Source organism: Chitinophaga sp. NPDC101104 (assembly GCF_050277495.1).
Lineage (GTDB): Bacteria > Bacteroidota > Bacteroidia > Chitinophagales > Chitinophagaceae > Chitinophaga.
Genome location: NZ_JBNNSF010000005.1, coordinates 277,200 through 289,246, shown reverse-complemented (window position 1 = coordinate 289,246; position 12,047 = coordinate 277,200). Strand labels below are relative to the sequence as shown.

Annotated in this window: 12 protein-coding genes and 1 pseudogene; 6 read left to right on the top strand and 7 right to left on the bottom strand. The window is 54.9% G+C overall.

The window, feature by feature from the left end; genetic code table 11:
• Window positions 1–150 precede the first annotated feature (150 nt).
• Both ACQKLP_RS26535 and ACQKLP_RS26530 read left to right on the top strand, forming a co-directional pair.
• Window positions 151–474, top strand: a complete 324-nt coding sequence (locus ACQKLP_RS26535; protein WP_427326251.1) for a hypothetical protein — start codon at window positions 151–153, stop codon at window positions 472–474.
• An 11-nt stretch (window positions 475–485) separates the two neighbouring features.
• Window positions 486–2,840, top strand: a complete 2,355-nt coding sequence (locus tag ACQKLP_RS26530) for a beta strand repeat-containing protein (protein ID WP_427326249.1) — start codon at window positions 486–488, stop codon at window positions 2,838–2,840.
• Between the two features lie 233 nt (window positions 2,841–3,073).
• On the opposite strand, the pseudogene ACQKLP_RS26525 reads toward ACQKLP_RS26530, so the two are convergent.
• From ACQKLP_RS26525 to ACQKLP_RS26505, 5 genes and pseudogenes are all read right to left on the bottom strand, one after another.
• Window positions 3,074–3,256, bottom strand: a pseudogene (locus tag ACQKLP_RS26525) (DUF6934 family protein); the annotation flags it as partial.
• Window positions 3,257–3,891: 635 nt separating this feature from the next.
• Window positions 3,892–4,359, bottom strand: coding sequence for a 30S ribosomal protein S7 (gene rpsG, locus ACQKLP_RS26520; RefSeq protein WP_427326247.1), 468 nt, complete (start codon window positions 4,357–4,359; stop codon window positions 3,892–3,894).
• A gap of 32 nt (window positions 4,360–4,391) precedes the next feature.
• The gene (gene rpsL, locus ACQKLP_RS26515) at window positions 4,392–4,772 is read right to left on the bottom strand and encodes a 30S ribosomal protein S12 (protein ID WP_109698242.1); all 381 of its coding nucleotides are present in this window, start codon (window positions 4,770–4,772) and stop codon (window positions 4,392–4,394) included.
• 135 nt (window positions 4,773–4,907) lie between these two features.
• On the bottom strand, window positions 4,908–5,207 hold the full coding sequence (locus ACQKLP_RS26510) for a hypothetical protein (RefSeq protein ID WP_427326245.1): 300 nt from the start codon (window positions 5,205–5,207) through the stop codon (window positions 4,908–4,910).
• Between the two features lie 135 nt (window positions 5,208–5,342).
• On the bottom strand, window positions 5,343–6,452 hold the full coding sequence (locus tag ACQKLP_RS26505) for a branched-chain amino acid aminotransferase (RefSeq protein WP_427326244.1): 1,110 nt from the start codon (window positions 6,450–6,452) through the stop codon (window positions 5,343–5,345).
• Between the two features lie 126 nt (window positions 6,453–6,578).
• On the opposite strand from ACQKLP_RS26505, the gene ACQKLP_RS26500 reads away from it, so the two are divergent.
• Genes ACQKLP_RS26500 through ACQKLP_RS26485 form a run of 4 tightly spaced genes read left to right on the top strand, consistent with a single transcriptional unit; the run spans window position 6,579 to window position 8,671 of the window.
• Window positions 6,579–7,076 (top strand): hypothetical protein, encoded by a 498-nt coding sequence (locus ACQKLP_RS26500; protein ID WP_427326242.1) that lies wholly within the window; start codon window positions 6,579–6,581, stop codon window positions 7,074–7,076.
• 8 nt (window positions 7,077–7,084) lie between these two features.
• Window positions 7,085–7,672, top strand: a complete 588-nt coding sequence (gene rdgB, locus ACQKLP_RS26495) for an RdgB/HAM1 family non-canonical purine NTP pyrophosphatase (protein WP_427326240.1) — start codon at window positions 7,085–7,087, stop codon at window positions 7,670–7,672.
• Window positions 7,659–8,099, top strand: coding sequence for an acyl-CoA thioesterase (locus ACQKLP_RS26490; protein WP_427326238.1), 441 nt, complete (start codon window positions 7,659–7,661; stop codon window positions 8,097–8,099). Before rdgB ends, ACQKLP_RS26490 begins: the two co-directional genes overlap by 14 nt.
• A complete protein-coding gene (locus tag ACQKLP_RS26485) occupies window positions 8,096–8,671 on the top strand; it encodes a nitroreductase family protein (protein ID WP_423737555.1) in 576 nt (191 codons plus the stop codon). Before ACQKLP_RS26490 ends, ACQKLP_RS26485 begins: the two co-directional genes overlap by 4 nt.
• A 10-nt stretch (window positions 8,672–8,681) precedes the next feature.
• On the opposite strand, the gene ACQKLP_RS26480 is transcribed toward ACQKLP_RS26485, so the two are convergent.
• Together ACQKLP_RS26480 and glpK are read right to left on the bottom strand one after the other, a co-directional pair.
• Window positions 8,682–10,229 carry a glycerol-3-phosphate dehydrogenase/oxidase gene (locus tag ACQKLP_RS26480; RefSeq protein WP_427326235.1) on the bottom strand — a complete coding sequence of 516 codons (1,548 nt, stop codon included), beginning with the start codon at window positions 10,227–10,229 and terminating at the stop codon, window positions 8,682–8,684.
• A gap of 318 nt (window positions 10,230–10,547) precedes the next feature.
• The gene (gene glpK, locus ACQKLP_RS26475) at window positions 10,548–12,038 is read right to left on the bottom strand and encodes a glycerol kinase GlpK (RefSeq protein WP_427326233.1); all 1,491 of its coding nucleotides are present in this window, start codon (window positions 12,036–12,038) and stop codon (window positions 10,548–10,550) included.
• Between the last annotated feature and the right edge of the window lie 9 nt (window positions 12,039–12,047).

Below are 12,047 nucleotides of genomic sequence, written 5' to 3'. Positions count from 1 at the left end.
GGCCGCAAGGACCTGTAGGGCCTGCCGGTGCTGATGGCGCAGTAGGACCGCAAGGGCCTGCAGGGCCAGTTGGAGCCGCCGGGCCGCAAGGACCTGTAGGGCCTGCCGGTGCTGATGGCGCAGTAGGACCGCAAGGGCCTGCAGGGCCAGTTGGAGCTGCCGGGCCGCAAGGACCTGTGGGGCCTGCCGGTGCTGATGGCGCAGTGGGGCCACAAGGGCCAGTCGGGCCAGTTGGCGCTGCCGGGCCGCAAGGACCCGTTGGGCCTGCCGGTGCTGATGGTGCAGTGGGGCCGCAAGGGCCTGTTGGGCCTGCCGGAATTGCCGGGCCCGTTGGACCTGCCGGACCGATTGGGCCGATTGGGCCTGCCGGGCCAGTCGGGCCGCAAGGACCTGCCGGAGACATTAACGGTGTCGCCGCAGGTGGATCGCTCAGCGGAACCTATCCCAATCCTACCATCGCTAACGACGCAGTAGGTACCGCGCAAGTGGCAGATGGTTCCATCACCCTGCCCAAGCTCGCGGCAGGAGTTATCCCGACGAGCCTGCCTCCGAATGGCGCAGCTGGTGGCGATCTCGGTGGAAATTATCCCAACCCCATCGTCGCAAAAATCCAGGCCATACCCGTTTCCAATACGGCGCCGGTAGCCGGTCAGGTATTGAAATACGATGGCGTGAACTGGATACCCTCAGCGGATAATGCCGGTGGCGGCGGGCTTACGCTCCCCTACGCTGCGGTTGAAAACAATGCGGCTACGCTGTTTTCCATTACCAATAACGGAGACGGCACATCGGTGGAAGGTGTTAATAATACATCGACCAGTAATATTACGGCGATGCGCGGGATCGTGACCTCCGCTTCGCCCGGGGGCTTTTCTGCCGGCGTGCGGGGGATCAATAATGGCACCGGAGGCCTGGGGATTGGTGTGTATGGATCGCAGAACGGCTCCGGCTGGGGCGTGTACGGTGTTACCCCGAATGGTTTGGGCGTTTATGGAAACGCTTCCGCAAACGGTTATGGCGTATATGCCAATAGTAATACCGGGACAGGGCTCAATGCAACCAGCAACAACGGCATTCCAGCCAACTTTTCCATTTTTAATAATGCAAACAGCAACAATGTGGTTGTCGCCAATACGGTGGGCAACGGCACCGTTGTCAATGTTACGACAACAGGGAATGGCGCCGGCGTAAGAGCTTCTACCGTTGCGGGTTTCGGTATTCATGGCATCACCAGTGCACAGACCAGTGCGGGTGTGGTAGGCGATAACAACGGCGGCGGTGAAGCGGTTGTTGGCCGAACCACCAGCGATATCGCCGGTGCAGTGGTTGGTAGAAACGATGGCGGTGGATATGGCGTGCGTGGGTTCATCGCTACCAATACATCCAATACAGGTATAGGGGTGCTTGGACAGGTAGGCCTGAACAACAGTACCGGCCGTGCAGGACGATTCGAAAATTTCAATTCCGCCAATACGGATGCCAACATCCTGGAAGTGGTGTCCAACAGCCTGGGCAACATTCCCGACAATACCCTCGGCAACGCCTCCTCCTTCCTGTTGGACAATACCAACAGTGTAGGCGCTGCCGTTAGAGCGGAAGTAAATACCATCTTCGGCAACTTTGGCGCAGCCGGCGTATTCGGGATTTCTTCCGGGACCGGTGGCCGGGCGGGCCTGTTTTATGCATCCAACCCTGCCGGTAACGGCGCATCCCTGATCGCGCTCACCGACGGTAACGGCAACGCCATCACCGCCAACGCCGGTAAAGGCGGTAATGCGGTAGAAGCTAATATCGACGGAACCGGTACCGCCGTTTATGGATGGGTCCCCTCGTTTTCCGAAGGCCGCGCAGGACGGTTCGAGATCTTCAACGAAGACAACAATAATCCCGTAATCACGTCCAAAACCGTTGGGAACGGCAACGCGGGAGAATTCACAGTTGATAATACCCTGGGCACTTCCGCTGGTGTGGTAGGCGTCGTTAACTCCCAGTTCGCCAACTTCGGCACCGCCGGCATTTACGGCCGCGCAGACGGAACCGGCGGTACGGGTGGATTGTTTTATATTTCCAATGCCACCAACCCGCGCCCTGCCCTGATCGCACTGACGAATGGTACGGGCGAAGGCATTGTAGCGAATGCCAATGACGGCAACGCGGTAGAGGCCAATGCCGATGGCTCCGGCACCGCGATCTATGGCTGGACACCCAACTTCGGTACCGGACGGGCCGGGCGGTTCACCAACTTCAATACCGCCAATGGTCAGACAACGTTAGACGTCCGCAACGACGGCACCGGTAGTGCGCTGTTAGTAGACCACCGCGGTGCTTCCGGCAATATCGCTGTATTCAGAAACGTAGGAGCGAATGTGGCCCGCGTAAACAAAGCTGGCCGCGGATTCTTCAACGGTGGTACCCAAAACAGCGGGGCAGACATCGCCGAAGCATTCGATGTTCATGGCGACCTCAACACCTATGAAACCGGAGACGTGCTCGTGATTTCCAAAAGCAAAGACCGGATGGTCGAAAAATCCGCGCAGCCCTACTCTACCCTCGTTGCCGGCGTTTACGCCACCAAACCCGGCGTGTTGCTGACCGAACAGGAAGGTACGGACGAAGTGGAAGGACAGGTACCCATGGGCGTAGTGGGCGTTATCCCCACCAAAGTCTGCGACGAAGGCGGCCCCATCTCCCGCGGCGATCTCCTCGTAACTTCCAGCAGGCCCGGCTACGCCATGAAAGCCGATCCCGACAAAGTGAAAACCGGCCAGGTACTCGGTAAAGCCCTCCAGGAACTCGCTTCCGGAACAGGAAAAATAAAAGTGCTGGTGAATGTGAAGTAACACAAACTTCGTTTAGCCATGCTATGATGGCCGCTTCCTATGGAGGCGGCCATTTTTATTTCCTGTCATTTCGATCAACAGTTACGATTCGCTTCCATTATACCTGCGCCCGGCAGCAATCATGATCCGTACCTTTTCCCGGTTATCCCGTTAAGTTCTGCTGGTGTTCTTATCTGATAAAAGTCTTGTCCCTGCTGTTGTTGAGCCCCTAAAACGAGTAATTTTCGAGTTGTTTAACTGCATGCTGCAACAGCCACGGTTGCCATGATTTTGTTGGTATCTCCATTGTTGGAAATGTCTCGATCATCCGGTCGCGCATCTTCATCAGACCAATCACTGAAGGAAAGATTAACAACTGCTGCAACATACATGACCTGGTTGAGAGATTGAATTGGAGCTTCGTTTTTGATCTCACCATTCGGCCCCTGCTTTCAAAGCTGAACGAAAGGGCGTGAGGGGTTAATACAATGGGTTCACAGGGATATGTACCTACGTTTTTGATTTCCACCATTCGGCCCGCAGTTTTCAAAGCTGAACGAAAGGTCGTGAGGGGGTTAAAACAATGGGTTTACAAGGAAATGTACCTAAAGCCATGCATCTGCTTTTCTACCATTCAAGTTGAAAGGAGAAATTGAAAAGAGGAAACGAAATATTGAATTCATGACGAAAGGGAGCCATATTCAATTATACCTGGATCCGGCGGCTGTATAGACGTAGAAAATGGAGTTGGGATGTATGTACATGCAACTGCACTATAAATCCCGAATAGTGAAACAAGTGGGGAGCTTAGAACTTAACCGGGCCGGAAGGTACTCCTTCAGCATGATACGGGAATAGGCCATCAGGTTCAGCACTTCGGCATGCGGCCATGGAAGCAATGATGTCTCAATTGGCGCTGACAAATGGGATAGCATAAAACCAAGGCCAATCCGGAAAACAAGCTATCTCAAACAGCGGTAACAAATGGGAAAAGCCCAAAAACATAAGGCTGACCCGGAATACCGGATCAGCCTGTAATATGTTTACAAACCGTCTTAAAAAAACGGAATGGTTATACCTTGAAGTGGGAGAATGCCTTGTTGGCTTCAGCCATACGGTGCGTATCTTCTTTCTTTTTGAAAGCGGCACCTTCACCTTTGCTGGCGGCTACGATCTCGTTCGCCAGTTTCTCAGCCATGCTCTTACCATTTCTGTCACCTGCATAACGAACCAGCCATTTGATGCTCAGAGACACCTTACGGTCGGGACGAACTTCAGCGGGAATCTGGAAAGTAGCACCACCGATACGACGGCTACGTACTTCAACCGCAGGAGTTACATTGCTAAGCGCTTTTTTCCAAACATCGTAACCGTTTTCGTTGGTCATTTGGCTTACACGGTCAACCGCATCATAAAAAATACGGTAGGCAATGCTCTTTTTTCCTTGCTCCATGATGTTATTCACGAAACGGGTTACCAGTTTGTCCTGGAACCTGGGATCGGGAGCCAGGGGTAATTTTTTCGCAGCTTGCTTTCTCATTTATTTGAAAAATTTCGACTATTTATTACAAATTATTTTTTAGCCTTTTCCTTTTTGGTACCATACTTGGAACGGCTTTGCTTCCTGTCTTTCACACCGGCAGTATCGAGGCTACCGCGAACGATGTGGTAACGAACACCCGGAAGGTCTTTCACCCTGCCACCACGGATCAGTACGATAGAGTGCTCCTGCAGGTTATGGCCTTCACCCGGAATGTAAGCGATCACTTCCACTTTGTTGGTAAGCTTCACTTTCGCAACCTTACGCAGTGCGGAGTTCGGTTTCTTCGGAGTGGTAGTGTACACACGGGTACATACGCCACGACGCTGCGGGCAAGCATCCAACGCTCTGGACTTGGATTTGGCCCGGATAATTTCTCTTCCTTTTCTTACTAATTGTTGTATAGTAGGCATTCTTACCTATTTTATATTTTACTACGTTTTACAATGAAACCCGATGTTCCCGATAAAGGGAATTTGGGAGGGCAAAGGTATCACTTCCCTATTACATTACAAAATTACAAGGAAGTTTTTTCCGAAAAAGGCCAATTAACGGGTATTTTCCATCAATAAAGCCCCCGAAAGCTGGTCCCACTCCTCCTCTACAGTACCCCGGAACACAGGCTTCCCCGCCCGGGCATACCAATACGCCGCATTGCCCGCGTCCCCCTCCTTCCGGTGAAGGTACGCATGCACCCACGACCCCGCACCCGAATGGTCTTCCTGCGCGATATCGTGACTCCGGTCCCAATTACCTTTGCCGTCCCACCACATCGCCAGCAAAGCGGGCGTTAACCCCGCCGGCGGCACGTCGTGCTGCAAAGTCGTTTTGAATACCGAAAGCGTCATAAGGCCGCAAAGATACGACGATTCCATGTGCCCTGCAAGCACCCCGCCCACTCCTTTATATACATGATATCCCCAAAATAAAAAACCGGGCTGCGCTTACACAACCCGGCTTCCTATATGAACATCTACTGGTTATCAGTCGATTATGAAATTCCAGCCCCGCGTATCGGCCACTTTGCCCGTCCGCACCGCGTCCAAACGCTCGATAACCTCCGGCCCCACTTCATATTTAGTGGTATCCAGGCTGATCTTGTGATCTTTATAATCCAGCTGCTCCACATACGCCACGCTCGCCGCCGTGCCCGTCCCGAACACTTCGCGCAGGGTACCGTTCTGGTGGGCCGCCACCACTTCCTCGATGGAAACCGGGCGCTCTTCCACTTCCAGGCCCATATCGGCCAGCACGTCCATCACGCTGGTACGGGTCACGCCCGCCAGGATCGTCCCGTTCGTGAGATCAGGCGTAATGGCACGGTTGCCAATGATCACGAACACGTTCATGGTACCGCATTCCTGCAGCCACTTATGTTCCGCGCCGTCCACCCACAAGATCTGGTCGTAACCATCCTTGCGCGCCTGCATGGTCGGGTACATCGCCCCGCCGTAGTTGCCCGCTGCTTTCGCGTAGCCCACGCCTCCGGGGAATGCACGGATGTATTTGTCCTGCACCAGCAGGTGAATAGGCTTGTTGAAATAAGGGCCCGAGGGACTATTAATCACCGCAAACCGGTATGTGTCCGAAGGCCGAACGCCGATGAACTCGTCCATCGCGATCATAAACGGCCGCAGGTACAGGGAACAGCCTTCGTTGGAAGGCACCCAGCCGCGGTCGAGGTCGATCAGCATGGCCATGCCGCCAATAAACAGCCATTCCGGCACCTCGGGCATGCCCATCCGCTCGGCGCTTTTGTTGAAACGGGCATAGTTGTCGTACGGACGGAAGATCATGGGGTTGCCCTGTTGATCGTTATACGCCTTGATCCCTTCAAAAATCGCCTGCCCGTAATGCCAGGCGGCGTTGGAAGGGCTTACGGAGAAGGGCTGGAAGGGGACGATTTCCGCATTTTTCCATTCTTTTCCGTCGAAATCCGCCACCAGCATATGGTCTGCATATTTCTTCCCAAATACCAGGTGATCGAAATCTACCTCGGGGAGCCTGCTCTGCGAGGTTTTCGTCACCTTAATCCTCTGCTTCGCTTCTTCCATCACGGTAGATTTAGCGGTGGGATATTCTACTGCCATCATGGTTAATCAATTTTATCTCAATATTTTTACACGCTCATTTGCATGGTCCCGTTCCACCGAACGATCCGCAAATAAACGTTTTTTCCCACACATGGGATTATCACATTAAGTATTAATTCAATATTTATGAGCCTTGAGCGATTACAGCTGGACCCGTTTCTGTTGGCGCAAATGTACCACCAGCCTATCATTCCGGAGGAAATCATTGTTGTTCCAGCCGAGGCGAAAGTGTTGCCTGAAATCAAATATTTAGGCGAAAATCAAAAAAACATCCTGCTGCTGATACAAAACGAAAGCGAAGCGTATTTAAGCGAAGAAACGTTTAATCTCCTCGCCAATATATTAAATGCGTGCAAACTGGGCATGCAGGATGTTGCATTGGTCAATGCAGCAAATTATCCCGGCCTCCGGTTGCAGGATTACCTCCGGCAGATCCCCGCGCGCCAGGTCATCCATTTCGCCATCGACCCCGCCAACCTGGGCCTTCCGCCCGCCCAACCCTACCAGACCGGCTCCTTCACCGGCATCCCCGTCCTGTATTCGGACGATCTGCAACTCATTGCAACCGACAAGGCACTGAAAGGCCGCCTCTGGATGGGACTCAAACAATTATTCGGTATATAAACAATCATATGGAACTGGTTTTTGCGACGAACAACGACAATAAAGTAAAAGAGATCCGCTCCATGCTGGGCGATCAGTTCTCCATCGTCACCCTCCGCGAAGCGGGGATCGACATCGATATCCCCGAGCCGCACCCGACTTTGGAAGAGAATGCCCGCGAGAAATCGCTCACTATTTATAATATGACCGGCAAGGATTCCTTTTCGGAAGACACCGGCCTGGAGATCGACGCCCTCAACGGCGAGCCCGGCGTACTTTCCGCCCGGTATGCCGGCGAAGCCAAGAGCGCAGACGATAATATCGAAAAAGTGCTCCGTCTCCTGGAAGGCAACAACAGCCGTACCGCCCGGTTCCGCACCGTTATCAGCGTGTTCCTCGATGGCGTGGAGCACCAGTTCGAAGGCGTGGCCGAAGGCGAAATCCTCACCGAAAGGTCGGGCGGAAAAGGGTTCGGGTACGATCCCATCTTCAAGCCGGCCGGCGGCGACCGCTCTTTCGCCGAAATGGAAATGAGCGAGAAAAACCAGTACAGTCACCGTGCGAAGGCCTTCAAAAAGCTCATCGCTTTTTTACAGGAACGCCATGGCAAGAGTTAAAATAGACATGCCGGAAAGCTACCGGTTCGTCACCCAGCTGCCTGTCCGCATCACGGACATCAATTATGGCGGGCATCTCGGCAACGATGCCATCGTGTCTATCCTCCAGGAAGCGCGCGTCCGCTATCTCGCTTCTTTCGGGGCAACGGAGCTGAAGGCGCTCGGCACCGCGCTCATCATGGCCGACCTGGCCGTCGTATATAAAGGTGAGGGATTTTACGGCGATCAACTGACAGTAGAAGTGACGGCCGGGGAGTTCAGCTCCGTGGGCTTCGACCTGTTTTACAGCCTCAGCACCTTCCGTGGCGGACAACTCACCCTCCTTGCCGAAGCCAAAACCGGGATGGTCTGCTTCGACTATACCGCCCGTAAAGTGGCGCGCCTTCCCGAAGAATTGAAAGCACAACTCAGTAAAACCAACGCATGACGAATAATATACAGGACATCATCCTTTACCGCCGTACGGTGAAACCGACGGCCATGAACGGAAAGAAGATCGACGACGAAACCATCCGCGAACTGCTGCAGCTGGCCGACTGGGCGCCCACCCACGGCCTCACCGAGCCCTGGTACTTTATGGTATACGGCGGTGAAAAGGTACAACAGTTCTGTACCGACCACGCGGAGCTGTACAAACAATTCACGCCTTCCGCACAATTCATCCCCGGGAATTACGAGAAACTGAAGACCCAGGGCGACCTGGCCTCGCACGTGATTGCCGTGGTGATGCGACGCGGCGCCAACCCGAAGATCCCCGAGATCGAGGAAGTGGCGGCAACGGCCTGCGCGGTGGAAAACCTCTGGCTCGCGGCCACTGCTAAGAACATTGCGGTGTACTGGGGCTCGGGCGGTATGACCTACTCCCCTGCCATGCAGGACTACCTGGGGCTGCGCGACGAAGACAAGGTGATGGGGTTCCTCTACCTCGGTTATACCGAAGAGGCTCCACGCACCGGGCGGCGCGTGAAGCCTCTTGAAGAAAAAGTTAAATGGATGTAATCCTTTTACATTAACTCAGCCGGTACGTTTTGGCCAGTTCCTGGAAATCGCGTACCTGCTGGGTTTCCCATTCCCCGTTTTTTCCGGTTTCCGCAGCCATGATCCTGGCTACTTCCGGCGCGATGCGCACGGCCTCTTCGGCGTCGAGGAAAAGGGCACGGGTACGGCGGGCGAGGATGTCTTCCACCGTCTGCGCCATTTCGGAACGGATGCCCCAAATAACCTGGTTACTGTTGATCCCCAGCGATTCGCTGAGCAATTTTCCGCCACCATTGAGGCTTTTCACGGTTTGCGCGTCTGCACCGTAGAAATATAAAGGATCGTTTTCGTCGAGTTTGATGGAAGCGCCGTGGACGGCGAGGCTCCGGGTCACGGATTCCGTGGCGGCCCATCCTTTCACCTTTTCCAGCCGGTCTACCACGTCTTCCCCCATTTTCCGGTAGGTCGTCCATTTACCGCCGAGGATCGTTACGAGCCCGGAAGGCGTAACCATGATTTTATGATTGCGGGAGATTTCTTTCGTTTTCTCGCTTTTTTCGGGTTTGGCCAGCGGCCGGAGGCCCGCCCATACGCTTTTTACGTCTGACCGTTGCGGCGTTTTATCGAGGTATTGACCCGCGGTTTCCAGGATGAACTGGATCTCCTTTTCCATGGCCACGGGGTCGAGGCTGATTTCGTTGACAGGGTTGTCGGTAGTGCCGACAACAATTTTATTATGCCAGGGAACGGCGAAAAGCACGCGCCCGTCGGAAGTTTTGGGGATCATGAGCGCATTGTCTCCCGGCAGGAACGAACGGTCGAGCACGAGGTGAACGCCCTGGCTGGCCACGATCTTGCGTTTGACGGCGGGGTCGTCCATCTCGAGGATATCGTCGACGAACACGCCGGTGCAATTAATGATGCCTTTGGTGCGGAAAGTGAACTGGCGCCCGGTTTCGGTGTCGGTTGCCCTGACGGCGTTCAACTGGCCGGCAGCATCTTTATCCAGCCCTGTGACTTTCACATAATTAAGTGCTACACCGCCTTTATCGTAGATCGTCTGCATGAGGTTTACGGCCAGGCGGGCATCGTCGAATTGTCCGTCGTGATACAGGATACCGGCGGTGAGGTGGTCTTCCTTGAGGCCGGGTAATAGATGGAGTGTTTTTTTCCGGGAGATATGTTTGGAGCTGCCCAGGCTGAGGCGCCCGGCCATCCAGTCGTACATTTTCAGGCCGATGGTGTAAAAAATGCCTTCCCACCAGCTGTAGGCGGGGATGACGAAAGACAGGTTCCGGGACAGGTGCTGGGCGTTTTTCAGGAGGAGCCCCCTTTCGATGCTGGCTTCGCGGACGAGGGCAACATCGCCCTGTGCGAGGTAGCGGACGCCGCCGTGAAGGAGTTTCGTTGCTTTGCTGGACGTGGATTTGGCAAAATCGGACTGTTCCAGGAGCAGGGTTTTGTAGCCGCGGGTCACGGATTCCACTGCGGCACCCAGGCCGGTGGCGCCCCCGCCGATCACGATTACATCCCATTCGCTGGTTTCCCCGAGTTGCTGCAGTTGTTCTAAACGGTTCATTTTCGCTGTTGGATTCAAGGCATTATTATACAATATACATCGTATTCCGATACTGGCAAAATTAATCGTTTTTACCTGCTATTTCCGGGAAATCTGGAATACTGCCGGTAAATTTTGTCTTGTCATTGCATGTCAGGGGTTTACAATATTAACGCGGACAGGGGGGATTTGTTCCCTTTGCCATATTACTGCTGCATTGTCCCTTCCGGACGGTTGGGGTAAAAAAGCATTCCCGGGGTTTTATGCCCCGGGAATGCCTGCTTTTCGAATGTCGTGAAATGAATATAAGTCGGGTGCCGGGCACCGGTTACCAGAAATCTAGAAGTCCCAGTTTTTGACGCGGGCTACAGCTTTCTGCCAGCGTTCGCGCAGGGCGGGGCCGGGCTGTTCTTCGGGGCCAAAAACCCGCTGGATCGTATATCGTTCGCGGATTTCCTGCAGGGTCCAGAAGCCGGTGGCCAGGCCTGCGAGGTATGCGGCGCCGGTGGCGCTGGCCGGCATAACGGCCGGGCGCATAACGGGGTATTGCAGGATATCGGTCTGCATCTGCATGAAGAAATCGTAAGTGGCGGAAGTACCGTCTACCCGCAGTTCACGGATAGCGCGACCGCTGTCTTTCTCCATCGCGTCGAGCGCATCGGCGATGCCGAGGGCTACGCCTTCCAGCGCAGCGCGGGCAATGTGGCCGGAGGATGTGCCGCGCGTGATACCGATGATCATGCCGCGGGCGTAGGGGTCCCAGTGCGGGGTACCCAATCCCGACAGGGCGGGAACGAACATTACCCCGCCATTGTCGGGCTCCGTTTGCGCCAGCGCTTCGATCTCCGCGGTGGATTCGATCAGCCCCAGTCCATCCCTGATCCAGCGGAAAACGGAGCTGCCGCCGAATACGCTGCCTTCGAGGGCGTAAGTCGTTTCGTCCCCGATTTTCCACGCGATGGTGGTGAGCAGGTGGTTATCGGAGGTGACGGGTTTCGGGCCGGTGTTCATCAGTGCGAAGCACCCGCTCCCGTAAGTATTTTTTACCATGCCGGGCTCCAGGCACATTTGCCCGAAAAGGGCGGCCTGCTGATCGCCCGCTACGCCGGCGATGGGGATCGCGGCGTCGAGGAGGCCGGGTTGGGTATAGCCGATGATCTCGCTGTTGGAGCAGATCGCGGGTAATAATTGATGGGGGATGTTGAACAGGCGCAACAGCTCTTCGTCCCATTCCAGGGAATGAATGTTGAAGAGCATCGTGCGCGACGCATTCGTCAGATCCGTGACGTGCGCCTTTCCGCCGGTCAGTTTCCAGATCAGCCAGGCGTCGATCGTCCCGAAGGCGAGTTTCCCCTGTTCGGCCCGGAGGCGCGCGTCGGGGATGTGATCGATGATCCAGGAAATTTTACTGGCGGAGAAATAAGCATCGAGGATCAATCCTGTCTTGCGCTGCACCAGCCCGGAAAAACCCTGGTAACGGAATTCGTCTACCAGTTTGGACGTGCGCCGGTCTTGCCAGGCGATGGCATTATACACGGGCTCCCCTTTCTCCCTATCCCAGATCACGGTGGTTTCACGCTGGTTGGCGATGCCGATCCCGGCGATCTCGTCTGCCCGGATGCCCGCCGAAGCGATCAGTTCTTCCATCACCGACAGCATCGTATACCAGATCTCGTTCGGGTCCACTTCGATCCAGCCCGGTTGCGGATAATATTTTTCGTATTCTTTCTGCAATTGCCTCACCACCTGTCCCTCGCGGGAAAAAAGCACGGCGCCCGCAGCACTGGAGCCGAGATCGAGAGAGAGGATATATTTCTTGTCGCCGTTCATCTGCCGGGA